The sequence below is a fragment of the Thermococcus indicus genome, from assembly GCF_006274605.1.
GTDB classification, from domain to species: Archaea; Methanobacteriota_B; Thermococci; order Thermococcales; family Thermococcaceae; genus Thermococcus; species Thermococcus indicus.
Genome location: NZ_CP040846.1, coordinates 1032446 through 1051221, shown reverse-complemented (window position 1 = coordinate 1051221; position 18776 = coordinate 1032446). Strand labels below are relative to the sequence as shown.

Sequence of the window (18776 nt, the reverse complement as noted above, 5' to 3'; positions counted from 1 at the left end):
GTCGTGATTCGGGACATGGACTATAAAGTTTTGCGTGGTGGCGGCGGGGAGATGGAAAACGATAATAACCTGAAGGATTTTCTATTTAGGGGATCTGGTATGAAGAGGGGCGCCGTCCTGCTCGTAATGATCCTCCTGGTGTTCTCGGCTGGATGCATCGGGGAAAAAGAGCAGGTTGAGACCACAGGGAAGCTGGAAGCCATGACCAAGGAGGCCGAAGCACTGGGGTGGGTCAAAACGGGAGAGGGATACTCCGAAACCTACGAACTTTCGATTCATGGGTTTTCCCTTGTGAAAATTCCCTACAGAATACTGCTCTTCAGAAAACCCACTTATGAGCGCAGACGGATGAAAGAGCTGGAGGGACTTTTTGAATTTCTCAACATCAGCGAATCCATGGAAACCCCCGAGTTCACCACCATGGCGGTTGGATGGATAGACACGTCAGATGTGCCAGCAAAGAGTGCTCTGGAACCCGTTCTTGAGAAGGAGATAAAAGATTCCCTCGATTCGGAAGTCACAAAGATGCTTAATAAAATGGGGCTCTCGATAATCTCGGAAGGGGAGTGGAAGGAAAGGGACGGGGTGATGCTTAAAAAACTGTCCGCAAGATATCCTGTGGGAACGTTCAGGACCCAGTACGGCACCGTTGAGCTGGGGAATGTGAAAGTGGAGATACGTGAATACCTCATCCAATCAACCAGCGGCTATGGCATTGTTGTAGTGGCCGTTCCCCAGGACTACCACCGGAGGATCGTGCTGCGTCCCCTCGAGTTCGTTGAGGTCGAGGTCGAGATCGACTGGAACCTCCATGACGGTTCTCTGGTGTCGGACGCGGAGAGTGTGGCCGGGGTGGTTAAATGAGGGCGCTGGAAATCATCGGTGCCATCCTTGCGGTGATAGCGCTGGTTTTCATCCTAACAGTGGCCACAATGGACGAACCCCGGACTCTCGTACCGTCCACCGCCCCGGACGGGTGGAGCCCCAGAGGGACACAGGTGAATTCCATCTCCTACGGCCCCTCGGAGGTGAGGTACACAATAACCGAGTACTCCTACGCTGGGTTCGCCCGCGACATGGAAAATCTTTCACGGCTGGCCGGCATGAGCGTGTCCATGGAAGATGGGGTTGTGGGATACGTGGCGGTTGTCGATCTCTCATCGGTTCCATCGACGGTGCTTCCCCTGGTCCGCGGGAAGGTGGAGGAAGAGGTCATGCGGTTCATTGAGGACGAGGTTTTCTCCATGGCGGGGGAACTGGGGCTGGAATTTCGGGAGAGGTACCCTTCCGGGAGAGACGTTGTGTGGCGCTTCTCGTTCCCCCTGGAGCTTCCGGGGGTGTTCGGTGGGAACACTACAAAAGAAGAGCTGCCCGTGTACGTAAGGGCACGCACAGTGTGGCGCGGAAAGACCCTGGTGGTGGCCCTTGTAGCGTATCCTGACGGCACTCTGGAGGTGTCGGGGGAAAGCACTCCTTCGGAAGCCTGTCGATATCGATAGCCGCAAGGATACATCTGGAATATTCGGACGAGGCCGAGGGCTTTCTCCTGTGGGCGGGCGATGCCGAGCTCAAAGAAACATGACCAACCTTTAAAAACTTCTTCCACCAATTTACTTTGGAGGTGGGTAGAATGAAACACCATGTGGGCGAGCACAAGGCGAAGAAGGGACTCATCAGGATAGAGTTCGATGAGAGGGACGGCAGGGCCGAGCACGTCAGGATCACGGGAGATTTCTTCATGCATCCCGAGGAGGCGGTCCATGAGCTGGAGCAAAAGCTCGAGGGGCACGGGATCGACGAGCTGGAGCACCTCATGGACGAGTTCTTTGCCATGAGGATGGACATTGAGATGCCCTACGTAAACATCGAGGACTTCAAAATCGCGCTCAAAAACGCGCTGAAGGAGTGATGGACGTGCTCGGTGTGAAGGTTCCGAGGAGAACCCTGGGGCACCTGCTGCTGGTGTTCCTGCTCTCCGCCCTCGGAGGATACTGGGCTGGAGCCGCCAGTCCGGACACGGCCCTCGAGGCAGTTCGGAAGATAATCGAGCAAATCGGGCCTATCTCAGACTCCAGCTTCCACAACTTCATCAAAATATTCACCAACAACTCGATGGTGGCACTCCTCACATTCATTTCGGGCCTTTTCTTCGGTCTCGGCCCGTGGTTTATAATGGCCTTCAACGGCTTCGTCGTTGGACTGGTGGTGCTTGCGGTTCACCGGATGGGCGGGATGCCGATGGGGCAGATACTCCTCGGCCTGGTGCCCCACGGCGTCGTCGAGATACCCGCGATAGCCCTCGCCGGCGTCGCCGGTATCGTCTGGTACAGGGAGATAATCTCAGGAGAAGGTGAGGGTGGAGAAAGGTTCAGAAGGGGGGCAGTTAAAGGCCTGAAGCTTTTCGCCCTGTCAGTTCTGCTCCTTTTCGTCGCGGCCCTCATTGAGGCCTACGTAACCCCCAGGGTTGCGGGTCTCTGAGGTCCCTGCCTCCCCAATCTTCATCGCGCTGAACGTTCCGAACTCTTCGTACGTCTCGATCTCGCCGAGTATGACGTCCATTGGGTTCTCAAAGCTGCTCACAACGCTCCTGAGGTACGCCCGGTAGCTTCCGTTCATCTCCATCATGCGCTCTGCCATCGTGGCAACCTTCACGGGGTCGGTTGAGTGGAACTTGACGCCCTTCTCGACGAGCCACCGCGTCACCGCGAGCAGTCTGCCTGGGTAGGTGGATATTGTCGGGGTTCCGAGGGCTATGGCCTCGCGGTTCATCGTTCCACCGGCCCCTATCATAAGTCTGGCGTAGTAGAGCAGGCTGAGGCTGTCAACGGGCTCCTCCGGCATGATCACGTTGTCGAAGCGCTCGAAGCGCTCCCTCTGCTCCGGGGTCCTGGGGAAGAGAACTATGGGCACCTCCGGGAGGAGGGGTATGACGTCCTCAAGGATGCTCTTCCCGTTCCCGTTGAAGTAGTTGGCCTTCACGGGCTCGGTGCGCATGACGATGTACCCGTTCCTCCTGACGCCGAGCTTGTTCAGGACCTTCCGGTTGGGAAGGAAGCCGTAGAGGTGAGACAGCTCGGAGAAGCCGTTTATCGGCCTCATACCGTTGGGGTCGGCGCCACATCTGATCAGTTCGTAGGCGTCTATGGCCTTGGGGAACACCAGGAGTTCGGTGTAGGGGAGTATGAGCTTGTTCTGGCCAACGGCGGTTTCGTTGTCCACGAAACCTATCGAAGGAATCTGGAGGCCAAAGGCGACGCGCGGTGCCTCCGCGGAGTGCTTGTACAGAGCCAGGTCCGGTTTCTCCTCCACTATGAGCTTGCTGAGGCGGTACATCCTCTCGGTGCCGGCCACGAGCTTGCCCTCGAGGGTGGCACCCCCGTGCCTTCCGACGACGTAGTAATCAAACCCGTACATGTCGAGGATGCCAGTAAGGCCGTCGAATTCGCGCGTGGTTATCAAAACCTCATGTCCTGCCTTTTCGAGTTCCCTGATTATACCCTTGAAGAAGTGAACGTGAGGGGAGTTCGTTATGTCGATCCATACCTTCATTCTACCCACCATGTTACTGAACAGCTCTGTTCAATATAAGGCTTTCCCAAAAACGGTTGTGAAGCCTTCTTTTCAAAGCTTTAACAGTATGTTTTCAGACAAAAGAACGTTTAGAACGCTTTCTTTCCATGAAAACGACCCCGACCAAAGGTAAAAATCTTGTAAATATGCCCTGGTCCCGTAAAATAGTCTGGAAACCCCTGCATCCCAGGAAACCGGGCCGGAAACCGTTTTCTGGAAAAGGCTTTTATTCATGCAGGAAAAGCGTTGATGGGTGACACGAATGCGGGACAGGATAGAGAAGAGAACGGCGGAGATAGCTGTCATCGGCCTCGGGTACATCGGCCTCCCGACCGCGATAATGTTCGCCAACGCGGGCTTCAATGTTACAGGATATGAAATAAAGACTGACGTTGTTGAGAGGATAAACTCCGGAAAGGCCCACATAGTCGAGCCGGATATAGACGATCTCCTCAGGAAGGCCATTGAGAGCGGAAAGCTGCGGGCAACGTCGAACCCCGCCGACATCAGAGAAAAGGACGTCTACATAATCTGTGTCCAAACGCCCCTGAGGGAGGACAGGACACCCAACCTCACCTATCTGGAAAGCGCCGTCAAAACCGTTGCAAAGGCGATGAAGCCGGGCGCACTCATCGTTATCGAGAGCACGGTTCCCCCGCTCACGACGGTTAGAATGGCCGAGCTCATAGGGGAGCTGACCGGATTGAAGCCGGGAAGGGATTTCCACATGGTTCACGCGCCGGAAAGGGTGATGCCGGGCAGGATATTCAGGGAGCTGGTGTACAACTCGCGCATCCTCGGTGGTATAACCCCCGAAAGTGCTGAGCTTGCCGAAAGGCTCTACCGCTCCTTCGTCAAAGGGCAGATATTCCGGACAAAATCGACCGTCAGTGAGGTCGTCAAGCTCATGGAGAACACGTTCAGGGACGTCAACATCGCCCTCGCGAACGAGTTCGCCTACCTCGCCCACCAGTATGGGATAAATGTCTTCGAGGCCATAGAACTGGCCAACAGCCACCCGCGCGTTAAAATCCACGTTCCTGGAATAGGCGTTGGCGGCCACTGCCTTCCAAAGGACCCCCACCTGCTCGTCTGGCCGGCGAAGGACGACTTTGGCCTCATAAGGCTCGCGCGGGAGATAAACGACGGTATGCCCCTCCTCGCCAAGGATCTTCTTTTCGAGGCGCTGAGAACCATCAACCTCCTGCCAGAAAAGGCCGTGGTCGCGGTCCTTGGGCTGGCTTACAAGGGGGACAGCGACGACACCAGGAACTCCCCTGCCTCCACCTTCGTGGAAGCCATCATGGATGACGTGGCGGAGGTAAGAACGTACGACCCGTTCGTGGAAGGAACCCACGGAAGCCTCGAGGAGGCCCTGAGGGGCGCCGACGCGGTGGTCATAGCGACGGACCACACGGCCTTCAAATCCCTCGACTGGGAAACCCTCGGGAAACTCATGCGGAACCGCGTTCTCATCGACGGCCGCCGCGTGGTCGAGGTGCCGCCCGAAGGGTTCGTCTTCAAAGGCGTTGGGAGGGGTGAGTATTGAAACCCGCCTTTGTATTCGGAACCCGGCCGGAGATAATAAAGCTCGCGCCGGTGATACGGGCGTTCCTTGATAGGGGCGTTAAGCCGCTCCTGATTCACACCGGACAGCACTACGACTACGAGATGAGCAGCGTCTTTCTGGAAGAGCTGGAGATGCCCCCCATAGACCACCACCTCGAGGTCGGTTCGGGAACGCAGGCCGAGCAGACGGGTCTCGCGATGATTAAGATCGAGAAGGTCCTGAGGGACGAGAGGCCGGACGTCGTGCTCGTTCAGGGGGACACCAACACGGTTTTGGCGGGAGCTTTGGCGAGCGTCAAGCTCAAAATCCCCGTTGCCCACGTGGAGGCCGGCCTCAGAAGCTTTGACCGGACAATGCCGGAGGAGATAAACAGGATTCTTGCAGACCACGCGAGCGAGGTTCTCTTCCCCCCAACGGAGGAAGCCCGGAAAAACCTGGAGCGCGAGGGCATAACGAAGAACGTTTACGTCGTTGGCAACACCGTTGTGGATGCCGTTCTCCAGAACGCGGAGGTGGCGGAGAGAAAGAGCGATGTGCTCAAGAGGTTTGGACTGAAGCCGAAGGAATACGTGCTCGTAACCGCCCACCGCGCCGAGAACACCGACAGCAGGGAGAACCTCGAAAGACTCATTGAGATTCTAGAAGGGCTTCCAATAAGGGCGGTCTACCCGATGCATCCCCGCACGAGGGGCAGGCTCGAGGAGTTCGGCCTCTGGGAGAGGGTGGCCTCAATAGAGAACCTGACCGTGACAAAGCCCCTCGGCTACCTCGACTTCCTGAAGCTCGAGAGGAACGCCTTCGCGATAATGACCGACTCAGGCGGAGTACAGGAAGAGGCGATAATCCTGAACGTGCCCTGCCTAACGCTCCGCTACAACACCGAGAGGCCGGAAACCGTCGCCGCGGGCGGCAACGTTCTCGTGGGCCTGGAAAAGGAGCGCGCCCTGAGGTATCTCCAGAGACTCCTGGAGGATGGGGAGTTCTACCGGAAAATGGCAGGGGCGGCGAATCCGTTCGGCGACGGAAAGGCCGGGGAGAGGATAGCGGAAATTCTGATGGGGCTCCATGAGAGGGGCGAACTGATGGTCAGGGGCTCAAGGTTTATTTGAGGGCTCGAGTGTCCGTGCCCATTCTTGGATTTCCCTCCCTACTTCCTCAGCCAAGATGTCCCAGCAGCTCCTATTGGCCAGCTTACCGCGTCTTACTTCAAGAACGTTCCAGTAAACCACCTTAAGCGAATAGGGACTTCCATCGAGATCAGCCCTTGCTTTGGCGGTGCGGAAAAGATCTGAGGCAAAATATCGCAGGTCATCGTTTTTGCTTGAATCCCCTGAGTATCTTTCCTCCACCGACAGGTAGCTCCCAACGTCACCGCTGGAGCTCATGTAAACGAGTATGCTCGCGTAGCAGTTTTCGTAATAGACCGTGTTCTCATGTCCACGAAACGGGACGAAAATGACAACAACCGAGTCGTTTATCCTTGAGAGGAGACCTTCATCCGGAAAGATTACGACCGGCCTAACGTGAGCGAACTCGGGGAAGAGATTTTCCGATTCCAAAGCCTCGACTATGGCATTTCTTAGGGAGTCCCCAAACTGGCCGTGGTAATCAAGCTCCGGATAAACATCCGGGATGAGCTCGAGTTCAAGAGGCATGTCCACAACAACCTTTCCAGAAACGGTGACGTTGGAGAGGCGATCAAACTCACCCTTTGATTTCCACCCCACCGAAACATTCGCTAGGAGGTATCCGATTAGAAGACACAGAATTGCTATAGAAAAAACGAAGAGCTTCGGCCGACTCATTCCCCACCCCCCGCGTGGAAAAGCTCGGCTTGCTTGGCGACCACCTCAGCGGCCTTTCTCATGAGGTAGTCCTGGTAGCCCCTGAAGGCAATGAAGCCCTCGGATTCGTCCGAGACTTCAGCGATGATGTAGGCCTGGAACTGGGCCCTGCCGGTTTTCTCAAAGGACGTCAGGGCCGTTTTCTTATCCGCAGCGTTCCGGTAGTTTATGTAGTGGGTTGGATCGCCGGCGCTAGAATAGAAGGCGACGGCCCTCACGCGCCCCTTCGAGAGCACAGGGGAATAGTTGATGTTGAGTCCCTCGATCCAAACGGCCAGAAACTGACCATCACATTCCACCGGGGCGGAGAGAATCAGGACCTTGTGCCCTCCGGCCCTCAATTCGTCGGCGACCAAATTTCCAAAAGGAGAATCCGGGTACACACAAAAGCCCTCGTTGAAGGTCGCGTTGGCGTCCTTTGAGCTCCCAACCTGAATGGTTGAATGTGTTTCGGACTTTGCCAGAGCAAAATCGCCGAAGTAGAGCGCGAGAACCAAAACCACCAAAACTACGATGGCGATATATGCCCTCCTCATGCACTCCCCCCAAACGCAATAAAACTCTAAAAATTTAAACTTTTCGAAGTTACAGTTAAACGAACAGGGGTCCTCCATGGGTTACTGAATTGGAGTTATAGGACACTAACGACCAGAGTTTGAAGATAGTGCTTTGCCCAGCATATCTTCGACCGTTCTCGTGAGGTTCTGGGCCCGCTGAAAAGTTTCTTCAAGGGTTCGTGAGAGCTCCTCCCCATTCTGCCCGCCGTGTTCTCCAAAGATGGCGAAGAATTTCTCAATTATCCCTTTAGAGGTCTCCGTAGAGTTTCTAACGACCTTCAGAGTATCGTTCTGACCTCCTCCCCGCCTTGAGGGCGAGGGTTCCAACGGTTTAACCCCTCGCCAACGGCAGGGAGGTTTGAGGGGTTCTCATCAGGGCAACCTTTGAAAAGGGTTCTTCGAACCCCTCCGGGAGGGTCTCCCCCCAGTTACCCCTCCTCTGAGCGTACAAGCCACTCAGATTCGGGGTTATGGTTTTCACAATCTTCTTCAAAATGTTGAAAGCTCCAACCAAGTCGGCATTGAAGATAAGCCCCGTTGCGGGACACGAATAAAGACCACGAACAAACCTCACCCCCTCGTGGGGCTTCCCGCAGACGGGACAAGTTTTCGAAGTGAAAGCCTCATCAACGAGCACAACTTTGATACCATACTCTTCCGCAACCTCAGTGAGGCGTTTAATCACGTAATTAAACCGCCAAACGTGAGAGATGAGGAAATTCTGCTTTTTACCCTTCCCAGGGCTTTGAGCAATACCCTTTGGATAACCAACGACTATTCTTGAGACTCCCAAATCGTAGAGTTTCCTAACAGTCTGTCTAACTGCTGTGTTAATGTAGTGCCTCGCCTGAAGTTTCGCTTTATCGTGCATTCTTTTGAGTTTTCTGCTTGTCTTAGCACCAGATTTATTGAGTTTGGACTGGTACCCGGCAATCTTCTTCCGCCAGTAAAAATCAATGCTCTTTAACGGTCTTCCATTGACCAGAAAGCTTTCTCCATTCTCCACGTAAACAGCCATTAGGTTGTTCACTCCTAAGTCTATCCCCGCTGAGAGACTTCCTTCTGGCTTTCTTGGGAGTTTGACCCACTCCCCATTTTCAAGTTTTTCCCCCACCGTGAAGCTGACGTGAGCGTACCATTTCCGCTTGACATCATCGTAGGTTATTTCCAGCCGCCCCATTTTACCCTTCAAGTGTATTCTGCCCTTGAATTGGATTTCGAGGCGTTTGAATTTACCAAGACCTTTTAGAATAAGCTTGTTCTCGTCAATTTTGTACTGGTCGTTTCTCAGGACTATTAACGGTTTTCTCCTCCCGTCTTCTTTGAGGTAGTTTGGTGGTTTTGGCTTGAGCCGGTCGGGTAGTTCTCCATTGCGTTTTTTCCGGAGGAGGGAGAAGAAACTCCGCCAGGCTTCCGCGTTTTTGCGACATATTTGCTGGACTGTGGCAGAACCGATTTCTCTCTTAAACTCTTCATAAATGGTTTTCTCGGTTGTATTGAAGTCCACGATTTTGCCCTCGAAGAATTGCTGTTTTCTCAGGTAGTTCACCCGGTTCCAGACTTTGGCTCCAAGGTCAGCTAACTCGGAAAGAACTTTTTCCTGCTCTTTTGAGGGTTGTAGTTTTACTGTTACCGTCCGCTTCATTTTAGAGTGTGGTATTGTTTTTAGGCTTTAAAAGAGTGTCGCTTTCCCGCTTGAATGCTGGTTGATTGCTTACTGCATCCCCGCTGTGAACGGCAAGGCCTTCAAAAGAAAAATGTAAACCCTCAGCGCGTACTCAGAGCTCAGGGAGCTGTTCCCAACGTACCGATCTGTAGTGTCCAGGAGTTCACGGATCATGGAAGAGTTCAGGTCACTTGCATTGTAGACGCCGCCCTCCAGGGATATTCCCATCCCACCAGCGGACTGGTTGTAATCCGGAACTCGGGGTCCGGGCGTTTTTGCCCCCTCCGCTGGTGAAGTCCACGTGAATGAAACCTCCCCGTTAAGTCCTTCCAGCGTCTTTGAGAGCGAGCCAAAGGAGGAGAGGATACCCGAATACACCATTGCCATTAGAATAAACATGATGATAATTGTCACGACCTTTCTCATAATCCTCCCTACATTAAGTACGGTTCTTCAAATTTAAAAGTTACTGCAGTATTGTTAAAACTCCAAAACATTCCAAAAAATACGATATTTTCAGGAGACCCTAAATCTCCGTACCAATATATATACCGTGCCTCGTCCTGACTATCCTCACCCTGATCCTGTCCCCAACCTCGGCGTCGGTGTTGATGACCTCGATGAGGCGGTTCCGGGCCTTCGCGAGCATCTCGCCCTTTATCCTGCCCGGGAGGACGACCTCCGCCTTGACGATTTCCCCAGGCCGGAAGGAGAGGGGGATGAACTCGCGCTTTTCCATCCCGAAGTGCCTGGGCTTCAGGACGAGCGGTTTCATCCCGGTCTTCTCTTCGAGCTTCCTGAGCCAGGCGTAGAAGTCCTTGAAGGGGACGAGCTTCGCTATCGTTGGGTTCCTTCCGAACTTGTAGGGGATGTAGTTCTGGAAGCCGAGGGCCGGCCAGCGCTTTCCGGCGCCGATTTTCCTTGCGAACTCTATGAAGGCCTCGGCCTCGTCGTCGTTTATGCCGAAGATAATGACCGGGGCGATGAGGACGTCGATTCCAGCGTTCACCATGGCCTCGGCCATGTCCAGAACGTGCCCGAGGTCGTAGTCCTTCCTGCCCATCAGCATCCTCGCCTTGTCCGGATCGAGGGAGTGAATCGAAAGATTCACCCTGTCGAGGCCGGCCTCCGCCAGCTCCTCAACCAACTTGTCGTTGAGAAGCGTCCCGTTGCTCTGCATCGAGATTACAGACACGTTCGGGTGCTCCCTGAGCGCCCGGACGAGCTCAACGCGGAAGGGATAGATAAGCGGCTCGCCCTGGCCGTCAAGATGGGCCTCCAGACCCTTTCCCTTTATCCTCGCGACCTCATCGAACCACTTCATGAGATAGTCGATATCAACGACGTAGTCCAGCTTCCTCGTCCTCGAATACGGCCCCTCATCAACCGAGCAGAAGACGCAGCTGAGGTTGCAGCCGCTCACGCCGCGGATTTGAATCAGATTCGTTCCCCTGTCGATCAGGCCGAAGGCGTTGTACCCCAGGAGCGGGACGTCAAGTCCCTCGTGGATATAGAGGACCCTTCTGTTGGTGTAGCGGTTTCTCAGGAGGGCTCCGAGGTTGTTCTGGATGTATATCGAAATGTACTGCTCGATGCCGGGATAGTCCGTGTCGATGACGAGAAGGCCGTTTCTCACGGAGATTTCAGGCTTAACCCGGTACTTTCTCCTTATCACCCTCGCCAGCTCGCCCTTGTCGAGGTCCGCGTAGAGGGTCTCTCTCCAGACCAGCCTGATGCTCTCGCCGGCATCCTCGAAGGTGACGTGGGGAAGGTGAACCTCGATCATGTTCCGGGGTTTGGAACCGTTCTTAAAAACCCGACGATGGATAAAACATCCCGGCACGGGTGGGCCTCCAGGGGCGTCACTGCCCAAAGGTTTTTAAGGGAAGACCTGTTGGCATCATGCGGGCATGGAAACATTTTAATATTATTGAATTAAACAGTCTAACAATGGACTAGTGTGGGTGATGCTGATGTGGGGAAAGATCGAGCATTATTTTGACGAATATCCCGTCAGGAAGCAGATAGCCAAGACCCTCCTCAAGTACGGCCTCAAGGTCTCCGATGACCTCAAGATCAAGGCCGGCGACATAGAGGTTCCGTACACCAAGATCGCCAAGGCCCTCGACGTGGACAGGAGGGTCGTCAAGGAGACCGTCGGCATGATACTCAAGATACCCGAGCTGAAGGAGATATACACCAACCTCGAGCCGACGGTCCACATGAAGTACGTCGGCAGACACGTCGGCTACGGCGTCATCGAGATAGAGCCGGAGCCGAGGGCCATTGGAATACTCGCCAAGATAGCCCTCAAGATAGCCGAGCGCGACATCAACATCGTCCAGGTCGTCGCGGAGGACCCCGAACTGTACCCCGAGGCAACCCTCACGATAATCACCGAGAAGCCCATCCCCGGCGACCTCATCAACGAGCTTTCAAAGCTCGAGGGCGTCAAGAGGATTTCGATATACTGATGGTCCGTTCTCGTTGTTCCCACTTTTTCATCATTTTGAATTCGATTTGAATCGGCGGTTCTTGTCCCGATCTTCTTCACCCCACGCACAGGCGTGCTCTGGGATTCCGATTTCTAAACGCAATTCCGGTGGTTTCTCATCCCCAGATGGAGATGGACAAACTGGATATATTTGCTCCTATAAAGCGGTGCTCCATGAAGAACCCCTCTTGTCATTAAAGAACAAATCTGATGCCTTCATTTCAACCAAAAGTTTTAAACCTTTGTTATTCGCAGGTAAGGTTTATAAGTCAATGTTAAAAACCAAAGATTAGCTTCCCTTAACTCTGTTCGGACATGTCCACCAACCGCTGGAGGTTGATGATATGGGAGAAGCAAGCAAAATAAGCAGATACCTGTACACGGTGATCGTACTGTTCTTGATATGGCTGGCCATAACGGCCAGTCTGGACGTACAGGAGCTGGGATTCGGCCTACTGCTGTCGCTCATAGTCGCGGCATTCACCTACGAGATATTCACCACCAACGGCCTGGCGAACCTCCACCCCAAGAGGATAGCGTACATGATAGCGTACATCCCCTACTTCCTCTGGGCCATGATCATGGCCAACCTCGACGTTGCCTACAGGGTCCTCCACCCCAAGAGGCCCATAAGGCCCGGAATAGTGAAGTGCAAAACCGTTCTCAGCAGCGATGTCGGAAAGCTCGCCCTGGCCAACTCGATAACACTGACCCCCGGAACAATAACCCTCGATGTCGACGAAGATGAATACTTCATCCACTGGATATGGGTTCCGGATGAGGCCCTGACCGAGAGCGAAGAGGAGCACGTTAAGGCCTCCTCCGAGGGAATAACTGTTCCCTTCGAAAAGTTCCTGAAGGTGATCTTCGGATGATAGGGATAAACATCTACCTCGCCCTGATAGCGATAGCAACACTGCTCAGCGTTTACAGGGTTTTCAGGGGACCGACCACCGTCGACAGGCTCGTTGCGGTTGATATCATGACCACCATCACCGCTGGACTCATGGTGCTCTTCGCACTCTACTACAAGAGAATGATATTCCTCGACGTGGCCCTGGTCTACGCGATACTCGCCTTCGGTGGAGTCATAGCGTTCGCGCGCTACATGGAGGGAGGACTATGAACGCTCTGGCCGCGATAGGGGAAGCTCTCGTCCTCATAGGAACGTTCTTCTACTTCCTCTCAGCCCTGGGTCTCATCAGGATGCCCGACGTGTACAACAGGATGCAGACCTCGACCAAGAGCGCGACCCTTGGAAGCCTCGGCGTCATGGTAGGTGTCGGAATCTGGGCGCTCGGTACCGACTTCGGAAGCGCGGCATGGCTCACCAAGACCGTGGTCATCGCGGTCTTCCTGCTGCTCACCAACCCGATAAGCGCCCACGCCCTCATAAGGGCCGCCTACAAGAGCGGAATCCCCCTCTGGGAGGGCAGCGTTGTCGATAAGTACCGCGAGCACATCGAGGCCAAGGCGAAAGCCCCCGAAGAGACTCCCAAGGAGGGTGGTGAGGAATGAACGGCATAGCACTTATCGAGTACCTGATAGTGGGCATAATGATAATCTCCGCAGTACTTGCCGTCGAGTGGAGGGACCTCCTGGCGGCGGCGGTTGGAATGGCGGCGGTGAGTCTCTTCGCCTCGCTGCTGTTCTTCATGCTGCAGGCCCCGGACGTTGCGATGACAGAGGCTGCCATAGGCGCAGCGCTCAGCGGTGCGATATTCATCTTTGCCATCAAAAGAACCCAGCGCTTTGAGACCGAGGAAGAGGAGAAGCCCGGCTGGTGGGTGAGGTGGTGAAAATGCTCAAGCGTGCGCTCGCGATAATTTCCCTGCTCCTCATAGGCTACTGGATAGCCCAGGGACTCGCCGGAGTTCCCTTCGGGCAGGACAGGATGCTCGTTGCCCAGTACTACCTTGACCACGTTAAGGAACAGACCGGCGCGGTCAACGCCGTCACCGCAATAGTCGTTAACTACCGTGGATTCGATACCCTCGGTGAGGTCACGGTTCTGTTCATAGCCTCAACCGGCGTGGGTGCTCTCCTCTGGAGGAGGAAGAAGCAGAGGACCGCCAAGACCGAGGGCTCGATAGTTCTCACGACCGGAACCAGGCTCCTCGTGCCGTTTGTGATGCTCTTCGGTGCGTACATCTTCATCCACGGACACCTCACCCCAGGTGGAGGATTCCCCGGCGGAGCCACCATAGCAACCGCGTTCCTGCTGCTCTACATGGCCTTTACCACCTACGAGATACCACACAAGGCCTTCGAGAAGACCGAGGGTGCGGTCGGAATGGCCTACGTGCTCGTCGGCCTCATAGGCCTCGCCATAGGTGGCTACTTCCTCTACGACTGGATATGGCAGGACTGGGGCTTCGGCGTTGACAACATCGGCAGGCTCCTCAGCGGAGGATTCATCCCCATAATCTACACCATCATCGGCCTCAAGGTCGGCACCGAGCTGAGCGGAATCATCGACAACATGCTCAAGGAGGAGGTGAGCAAATGATTTCAGTCTACTACTTCGGTGCCATCTCCCTCATACTGATAGGCCTCTACGCGGTCCTCGTTAAGAAGAACCTCCTTAAGATGCTCATCGGACTCAGCATAATGGAGACCGGCGTGAACCTCCTCCTGGTCAGCGTCGGCTACGTTGCCGGAAGGAGCGCGCCCATACTGAGCGAGGGAATCGGGCCTAACCAGGCCGTCGATCCGATTCCCCAGGCGCTGGTTCTCACGGCAATAGTCATAGGCGTTGCCACCACCGCCATGGCCCTTAGCGTCGCCATGATACTCCACGAGAAGTACGGAACCCTTAACGTTGAGGAAATAAGGAGGTTGAGAGGATGAACGGGCAGTACGCTTCACTCCTCATAGCATTGCCCCTCATAAGCGCCTTCTTCGTGCCCCTGATAAAGGGCGCCGGAAAGAAGGCCGTTAAGTACTACCTCATAGCCGTCACCGCAGTCCAGACCGGAATCGCGGCGTGGATCTTCCAGCAGGTTTACACCACCGGACAGCCGATAATAGTCATGGCCGGCGCCTGGAGACCGCCCGTTGGAATCAACCTCTACATCGGCCACTTCGCGGCGCTGTTCGTGCTCATCGTTGCCGTGGTCAGCTTCATGATGGCCGTCTTCAGCCTCAGGGCAATCGAGGTCGAGCCGATAGACAAATACGCCATGCTGTTCCTCCTGCTGATGCTCGGAGCCACCGGCATGATAGCGACGGGAGACATCTTCAACCTCTTCGTCTTCATGGAGATAACGGCAATAAGCGCCTACGCATTAACCGCCTACAACAAGACCGGCGAGGCGGCGGAGGCTTCAATGAAGTACATAGTCCTCGGAGGGATAGGCTCAAGCTTCTTCCTCATCGGCATAGCCCTCATCTACGGCTCGCTCGGAACCCTCAACATGGCCCAGATAGCCCAGCTCGCCGGCGGAATGAACGCCACCGTCGCCCAGGTCGGGCTGGCGCTCATAGTCTTCGGCCTGGCCGTTGAGGCCGAGCTCTTCCCGCTCAACGCCTGGGCACCAGATGCATACCAGGCCGCGCCGCACCCGATAACGGCCATGTTCTCGGCCTTCGTCGTCAAGGCGGGCCTCTACGCGATGGCCAGGATACTCTACCTCATGCAGGCCGTCGAGAGCTGGCAGGGCGTCCTCAGGCTGCTTGTAATAATGGCCACCCTCACCGTCTTCGTCGCCGAGTTCGCGGCGCTTAGGCAGAGAAACGTCAAGAGGATGATAGCCTACTCCAGTATAGCCCAGATAGGCCTCATTGGGTTGGCCTTCGCCCTCGGAACCCAGAGCGGCGTCGATGCCGGAGTCTTCCACATGGTGAACCACGCCATAGTCAAGGCCCTCCTGTTCCTCGCCGTCGGGCACGTCGCGGTTACCCTCGGCGGGGCGGAGATGGAGAGGTTCGAGGGCCTTGGAAAGAGGATGCCCTTAACAGCTTTCGCCATAACCGTCGGAGCGGTGGCCGCCGTGGGAATACCGCTGTTCAACATATTCTGGAGCAAGCTCAGAATCCTCCTCGCCGCCATCGGCGCGGACTACGCCTGGGCCGCCGCGGTCGTCCTGACGGCCAGCGTCGTCGAGGCGGTCTATTACTTCAGGCTGATACACAGGATGTGGTTCGCCGGAGAGGGCGAGAGGATAAACGAGGGACTTGCCGTCAGCCTCATGCTGCTCTTCCTCGCGGCCCTCGTGATAGTCATAGGCGTTTACCCCGACTACGCCTGGAGCATCGCCCAGAAGGCTGGAAACGACATCTTCAATGTGGCCCAGTACATTAAGAACGTTCCACTGATGGGGGTGGGAGCATGATTAACGAGCTGCTTATCATCCTCCTCGCGCCCCTGATTGCCGGTGTCATCGCGTGGGCGCTTGACATCAGGGGTCTCAGGGAGGGAATCGGCATCATCGGTGCCGCCGTACCTCTGGCCATGCTGGCCAAGCTTTACTCGACCGTCCTCAGCGAGCCGGTCGAGTACTCGCTCACAGTCAGCGGGTTCACCCTCCAGTTCCAGCTCAACACCATGAGCTGGTACTTCGCGGCCGTCGCTTCCCTTGTCGGCCTCGCGATGGCCTTCGGAATGGCCGTCACATCGAGGGAGAGCTACGACTGGCTCTTCGCCCTGATGAGCTTCACGGGAGTGCTCGGCGTCTTCCTGAGCCAGGACTTCGTGGGCTTCTTCCTGCTCTGGGAGCTCATGACCTTTGCCAGCTTCATGATGGTGCTCAGGAGGAACAGGCACGAGTCCCTCAAGTACTTCGTGCTCAGCGTCATAGGCGCCTACGCCATGCTCATAGCCATCGGAATGCTCTACGCCAAGACCGGTGCCCTTGACTTTGCATCCATCCGGCAGGCGCTCTACATGGACGCCGCCATGGGCACCATAACGACCAGGGAGATGGCAGTGATATTCGGTCTCTTCCTGACCGCCTTCGGCGTCAAGGCAGGTGCCTTCCCGCTCCACGTCTGGGCGCCCGGTGCTTACAGCGAGACCGACCAGAGCTACACCGCTTTCTTCAGCGGCGCCCTCAGCAAGGCGGGAGCCTACGGTTTCCTCCTGCTCTACATCCTCATGGGCTACAAGCTCTACGCCGCCTTCGGAACCTTCCACAACCACCTGGTCTTCGCGTACATAATCGCCTGGATAGGCGCCATCACCGTCGTGGTAGCCAGCTTCCTGGCCGTGCTTCAGGAGGACATCAGGAAGCTCTTTGCCTACTCCTCCGTTGGCCAGGTCGGCTACATACTGCTCGCCTTCGGCCTCGGAAGCACCCTGGGATTCGCGGGAGGCCTCTTCCACGTGCTCAGCCACGCGGTCTTCAAGGGCCTCTTCTGGCTCGTCACGGCCGCCATAATCCTCCAGACCGGCAAGACCCAGTTCAAGGACATGGGCGGCCTTGCCGAGAAGATGCCCTTCACCTTCGCGATGGGCCTCATAGCGGTGCTGAGCCTTTCGGGAATCCCGCCGCTGGCAGGCTTCGCCAGCAAGTGGCTCATCTACGAGGCAGCGATAAGCGCCCACATGCCACTCGTCGCTGGTGCAATATTCCTCGGAAGCGGTCTGGCCTTTGCCTACGTTGTCAGGTTCCTCTACTCAGTCTGGTTCGGCCAGAGGCCGAGCGACCTTGAGGACGTCAAGGAGGCCCCGCTTCCGCTCCTGATAGCCATGGCCATACTGGCCATCCCGAACCTGCTCTTCGGTGTGGCTCCGGGCCTGGTCACGGGGTACATCAACAAGATGCTCGGTGGAGAGGTAGTCGGCGGTGACTACTACAAGCTCGTTACCCCGACCGGAACCTACAACGCCCTGCTCGTGACGATAGTCCTCACGATAGGCCTCGCCATAGCCGGGCTGATATACCTCTACGGCGCAAAGGTGAGGAGGATAAGCGTGACCAACACCTACCAGTCCGGTAACCCTGTTACTGAGGAGTTCAACCTGAGCATCAGGAAGAACTTCTACAGGCCACTCGCCGAGGCCCTCGACTTCTGGCTCAAGAGGAGCTTCGACAGGTTCTACGAGAGGCTAGCGGGCATGGCGGAGGACTTCGCGGACTCTCTCAGGCAGGCGTTCTACAACGGAAACGTCCAGAGCTACTCATGGTATCTGGTGATAGTGCTCCTTATACTCGCGCTGTGGGGGGTGCTGTGAATGATAGACTGGAAACTTGTGCTTGAAGTCATAGGAATGCTGATATACGCCACCTTCATGGGCTTCATCTTCATGGGCATTGAGAGAAAGGCAATGGCCAGGATACAGAGACGCGTCGGACCTCCAATATACCAGCCGATAATAGACACCCTCAAGCTCCTCGGCAAAAAGGAGAGCGTTACCCACGGCTTCATCTACGACTTCGGACCGATATTCGCGCTTGGGGCCAGCATAGCTGCGCTCCTCTTCATCCCCCTCGCCAACTTCCAGCTCTTCAGCGCCAACGCAGACCTCATCGTCGTCGCCTACCTCCTTGAGGTACCGATGCTCGGCATAATGCTCGGTGCCATGAGCTCGGGCAACCCGTACTCAGCGGTCGGTGTCCAGCGTGGTCTGCTCACCATGGTGGCCATGCAGCTGCCCTACGGCCTGGCGCTGATAGCCCTCATCCAGCACTGGGGCACCTTCAAGCTCAGTGAGATAGTGGCCCTCCAGCAGACCCAGGGATGGAGCATTCTCGTTCCTGCACTGCTCCTCGCCCTGATAGTCTTTGACATAGTCTTCCAGGCGATGCTCGGACTGGAGCCGTTCGACATCATCACCGCCCCGGCGGAAATCTCCATGGGACCGATGGTCGAGTACGGCGGCAAGCACGCGGCACTGCTCTTCACCCAGCACGCCGTTCAGCTCTTCGCAGAGACCGCCTTCTTCGCCGTACTCTTCCTCGGCGGTGCGAGCAACCTGCTCGAGCTGCTGGTCAAGCAGATAGCGGTGCTCTTCATAGCGATATTCGTGGCCAGCATCTACCCGAGGTTCACCATAGACCAGGCGGCCAAGTTCTTCTGGAAGTGGCCGACCATACTGGGAATAATAGCCGTGCTCCTGACGGTGTGAGGTGAT

At 55.8% G+C, this 18776-nt stretch carries 23 protein-coding genes; 16 read left to right on the top strand and 7 right to left on the bottom strand.

The annotated features are described in order from the left end of the window. Positions 1-3: 3 nt before the first annotated feature. The 4 genes from FH039_RS05760 (at position 4) to FH039_RS05745 (ending at position 2478) form a co-directional block, all read left to right on the top strand. Positions 4-864, top strand: coding sequence for a hypothetical protein (locus FH039_RS05760; RefSeq protein WP_139680548.1), 861 nt, complete (start codon positions 4-6; stop codon positions 862-864). Beyond that, on the top strand, positions 861-1499 hold the full coding sequence (locus tag FH039_RS05755) for a hypothetical protein (RefSeq protein ID WP_139680547.1): 639 nt from the start codon (positions 861-863) through the stop codon (positions 1497-1499). The genes FH039_RS05760 and FH039_RS05755 overlap by 4 nt, the downstream gene beginning before the upstream one ends. 131 nt (positions 1500-1630) lie before the next feature. Beyond that, positions 1631-1909 (top strand): lipoate protein ligase C-terminal domain-containing protein, encoded by a 279-nt coding sequence (locus FH039_RS05750; RefSeq protein WP_139680546.1) that lies wholly within the window; start codon positions 1631-1633, stop codon positions 1907-1909. After that, positions 1909-2478 (top strand): stage II sporulation protein M, encoded by a 570-nt coding sequence (locus FH039_RS05745; protein WP_139680545.1) that lies wholly within the window; start codon positions 1909-1911, stop codon positions 2476-2478. The genes FH039_RS05750 and FH039_RS05745 overlap by 1 nt, the downstream gene beginning before the upstream one ends. Here FH039_RS05745 and FH039_RS05740 read toward each other — a convergent pair. Beyond that, positions 2410-3549 carry a DUF354 domain-containing protein gene (locus FH039_RS05740; protein ID WP_139681681.1) on the bottom strand — a complete coding sequence of 380 codons (1140 nt, stop codon included), beginning with the start codon at positions 3547-3549 and terminating at the stop codon, positions 2410-2412. The two genes, FH039_RS05745 and FH039_RS05740, sit on opposite strands and share 69 nt — an antisense overlap. A gap of 283 nt (positions 3550-3832) precedes the next feature. On the opposite strand from FH039_RS05740, the gene FH039_RS05735 reads away from it, so the two are divergent. Both FH039_RS05735 and wecB read left to right on the top strand, forming a co-directional pair. Continuing rightward, on the top strand, positions 3833-5119 hold the full coding sequence (locus tag FH039_RS05735) for a UDP-N-acetyl-D-mannosamine dehydrogenase (RefSeq protein ID WP_139681680.1): 1287 nt from the start codon (positions 3833-3835) through the stop codon (positions 5117-5119). Continuing rightward, a complete protein-coding gene (gene wecB, locus FH039_RS05730) occupies positions 5116-6249 on the top strand; it encodes a non-hydrolyzing UDP-N-acetylglucosamine 2-epimerase (RefSeq protein WP_139680544.1) in 1134 nt (377 codons plus the stop codon). Before FH039_RS05735 ends, wecB begins: the two co-directional genes overlap by 4 nt. Here the strand turns inward: wecB and FH039_RS05725 are convergent. The 6 genes from FH039_RS05725 to FH039_RS05700 form a co-directional block, all read right to left on the bottom strand. Beyond that, the gene (locus FH039_RS05725; RefSeq protein ID WP_139680543.1) at positions 6235-6945 is read right to left on the bottom strand and encodes a hypothetical protein; all 711 of its coding nucleotides are present in this window, start codon (positions 6943-6945) and stop codon (positions 6235-6237) included. The two genes, wecB and FH039_RS05725, sit on opposite strands and share 15 nt — an antisense overlap. Then, positions 6942-7520: a hypothetical protein gene (locus tag FH039_RS05720; RefSeq protein ID WP_139680542.1), complete on the bottom strand. Its 579-nt coding sequence runs from the start codon at positions 7518-7520 to the stop codon at positions 6942-6944. Before FH039_RS05720 ends, FH039_RS05725 begins: the two co-directional genes overlap by 4 nt. Before the next feature lie 105 nt (positions 7521-7625). Then, positions 7626-7868: a hypothetical protein gene (locus FH039_RS05715; RefSeq protein WP_139680541.1), complete on the bottom strand. Its 243-nt coding sequence runs from the start codon at positions 7866-7868 to the stop codon at positions 7626-7628. Positions 7869-7872: 4 nt separating this feature from the next. Next, the gene (locus FH039_RS05710; protein ID WP_139680540.1) at positions 7873-9186 is read right to left on the bottom strand and encodes an RNA-guided endonuclease InsQ/TnpB family protein; all 1314 of its coding nucleotides are present in this window, start codon (positions 9184-9186) and stop codon (positions 7873-7875) included. A 69-nt stretch (positions 9187-9255) separates the two neighbouring features. Then, complete coding sequence (locus FH039_RS05705; RefSeq protein WP_139680539.1) at positions 9256-9633, bottom strand: hypothetical protein; 378 nt, start codon at positions 9631-9633, stop codon at positions 9256-9258. A gap of 100 nt (positions 9634-9733) precedes the next feature. Further along, entirely contained in the window at positions 9734-10993 is a 1260-nt protein-coding gene (locus FH039_RS05700; protein ID WP_139680538.1) for a radical SAM protein, read from the bottom strand. Between the two features lie 187 nt (positions 10994-11180). On the opposite strand from FH039_RS05700, the gene FH039_RS05695 reads away from it, so the two are divergent. From FH039_RS05695 to FH039_RS05650, 10 genes are all read left to right on the top strand, one after another. Beyond that, positions 11181-11681 (top strand): hypothetical protein, encoded by a 501-nt coding sequence (locus FH039_RS05695; protein WP_014788042.1) that lies wholly within the window; start codon positions 11181-11183, stop codon positions 11679-11681. A gap of 364 nt (positions 11682-12045) precedes the next feature. Further along, positions 12046-12576 (top strand): Na+/H+ antiporter subunit E, encoded by a 531-nt coding sequence (locus FH039_RS05690; RefSeq protein WP_058938677.1) that lies wholly within the window; start codon positions 12046-12048, stop codon positions 12574-12576. Beyond that, positions 12573-12827: a monovalent cation/H+ antiporter complex subunit F gene (locus tag FH039_RS05685; RefSeq protein WP_139680537.1), complete on the top strand. Its 255-nt coding sequence runs from the start codon at positions 12573-12575 to the stop codon at positions 12825-12827. Before FH039_RS05690 ends, FH039_RS05685 begins: the two co-directional genes overlap by 4 nt. Further along, positions 12824-13219, top strand: coding sequence for a monovalent cation/H(+) antiporter subunit G (gene mnhG / locus FH039_RS05680; RefSeq protein WP_139680536.1), 396 nt, complete (start codon positions 12824-12826; stop codon positions 13217-13219). The genes FH039_RS05685 and mnhG overlap by 4 nt, the downstream gene beginning before the upstream one ends. Beyond that, the gene (locus tag FH039_RS05675) at positions 13216-13500 is read left to right on the top strand and encodes a DUF4040 domain-containing protein (protein ID WP_058938674.1); all 285 of its coding nucleotides are present in this window, start codon (positions 13216-13218) and stop codon (positions 13498-13500) included. Before mnhG ends, FH039_RS05675 begins: the two co-directional genes overlap by 4 nt. A 2-nt stretch (positions 13501-13502) precedes the next feature. Continuing rightward, positions 13503-14210, top strand: a complete 708-nt coding sequence (locus tag FH039_RS05670; protein WP_139680535.1) for a Na(+)/H(+) antiporter subunit B — start codon at positions 13503-13505, stop codon at positions 14208-14210. Then, positions 14207-14551: an NADH-quinone oxidoreductase subunit K gene (locus tag FH039_RS05665; RefSeq protein ID WP_014012133.1), complete on the top strand. Its 345-nt coding sequence runs from the start codon at positions 14207-14209 to the stop codon at positions 14549-14551. The genes FH039_RS05670 and FH039_RS05665 overlap by 4 nt, the downstream gene beginning before the upstream one ends. Beyond that, positions 14548-16035 carry a proton-conducting transporter transmembrane domain-containing protein gene (locus FH039_RS05660; protein WP_139680534.1) on the top strand — a complete coding sequence of 496 codons (1488 nt, stop codon included), beginning with the start codon at positions 14548-14550 and terminating at the stop codon, positions 16033-16035. Before FH039_RS05665 ends, FH039_RS05660 begins: the two co-directional genes overlap by 4 nt. Continuing rightward, positions 16032-17876, top strand: a complete 1845-nt coding sequence (locus FH039_RS05655) for a proton-conducting transporter transmembrane domain-containing protein (protein WP_139680533.1) — start codon at positions 16032-16034, stop codon at positions 17874-17876. The genes FH039_RS05660 and FH039_RS05655 overlap by 4 nt, the downstream gene beginning before the upstream one ends. Continuing rightward, complete coding sequence (locus FH039_RS05650) at positions 17877-18770, top strand: respiratory chain complex I subunit 1 family protein (protein ID WP_139680532.1); 894 nt, start codon at positions 17877-17879, stop codon at positions 18768-18770. Positions 18771-18776: the final 6 nt, after the last annotated feature.

What these genes read in the sequence shown, in the direction of transcription:
- FH039_RS05755 (WP_139680547.1), top strand. Translation starts at nt 861, where the DNA reads ATGAGGGCGCTGGAAATCATCGGTGCCATCCTTGCGGTGATAGCGCTG.
- FH039_RS05750 (WP_139680546.1), top strand. Translation starts at nt 1,631, where the DNA reads ATGAAACACCATGTGGGCGAGCACAAGGCGAAGAAGGGACTCATCAGG.
- FH039_RS05745 (WP_139680545.1), top strand. Translation starts at nt 1,909, where the DNA reads ATGGACGTGCTCGGTGTGAAGGTTCCGAGGAGAACCCTGGGGCACCTG.
- FH039_RS05740 (WP_139681681.1), bottom strand. Translation starts at nt 3,549, where the DNA reads ATGAAGGTATGGATCGACATAACGAACTCCCCTCACGTTCACTTCTTC.
- FH039_RS05735 (WP_139681680.1), top strand. Translation starts at nt 3,833, where the DNA reads ATGCGGGACAGGATAGAGAAGAGAACGGCGGAGATAGCTGTCATCGGC.
- FH039_RS05725 (WP_139680543.1), bottom strand. Translation starts at nt 6,945, where the DNA reads ATGAGTCGGCCGAAGCTCTTCGTTTTTTCTATAGCAATTCTGTGTCTT.
- FH039_RS05720 (WP_139680542.1), bottom strand. Translation starts at nt 7,520, where the DNA reads ATGAGGAGGGCATATATCGCCATCGTAGTTTTGGTGGTTTTGGTTCTC.
- FH039_RS05710 (WP_139680540.1), bottom strand. Translation starts at nt 9,186, where the DNA reads ATGAAGCGGACGGTAACAGTAAAACTACAACCCTCAAAAGAGCAGGAA.
- FH039_RS05705 (WP_139680539.1), bottom strand. Translation starts at nt 9,633, where the DNA reads ATGAGAAAGGTCGTGACAATTATCATCATGTTTATTCTAATGGCAATG.
- FH039_RS05700 (WP_139680538.1), bottom strand. Translation starts at nt 10,993, where the DNA reads ATGATCGAGGTTCACCTTCCCCACGTCACCTTCGAGGATGCCGGCGAG.
- FH039_RS05695 (WP_014788042.1), top strand. Translation starts at nt 11,181, where the DNA reads ATGTGGGGAAAGATCGAGCATTATTTTGACGAATATCCCGTCAGGAAG.
- FH039_RS05690 (WP_058938677.1), top strand. Translation starts at nt 12,046, where the DNA reads ATGGGAGAAGCAAGCAAAATAAGCAGATACCTGTACACGGTGATCGTA.
- FH039_RS05685 (WP_139680537.1), top strand. Translation starts at nt 12,573, where the DNA reads ATGATAGGGATAAACATCTACCTCGCCCTGATAGCGATAGCAACACTG.
- mnhG (WP_139680536.1), top strand. Translation starts at nt 12,824, where the DNA reads ATGAACGCTCTGGCCGCGATAGGGGAAGCTCTCGTCCTCATAGGAACG.
- FH039_RS05675 (WP_058938674.1), top strand. Translation starts at nt 13,216, where the DNA reads ATGAACGGCATAGCACTTATCGAGTACCTGATAGTGGGCATAATGATA.
- FH039_RS05670 (WP_139680535.1), top strand. Translation starts at nt 13,503, where the DNA reads ATGCTCAAGCGTGCGCTCGCGATAATTTCCCTGCTCCTCATAGGCTAC.
- FH039_RS05665 (WP_014012133.1), top strand. Translation starts at nt 14,207, where the DNA reads ATGATTTCAGTCTACTACTTCGGTGCCATCTCCCTCATACTGATAGGC.
- FH039_RS05660 (WP_139680534.1), top strand. Translation starts at nt 14,548, where the DNA reads ATGAACGGGCAGTACGCTTCACTCCTCATAGCATTGCCCCTCATAAGC.
- FH039_RS05655 (WP_139680533.1), top strand. Translation starts at nt 16,032, where the DNA reads ATGATTAACGAGCTGCTTATCATCCTCCTCGCGCCCCTGATTGCCGGT.
- FH039_RS05650 (WP_139680532.1), top strand. Translation starts at nt 17,877, where the DNA reads ATGATAGACTGGAAACTTGTGCTTGAAGTCATAGGAATGCTGATATAC.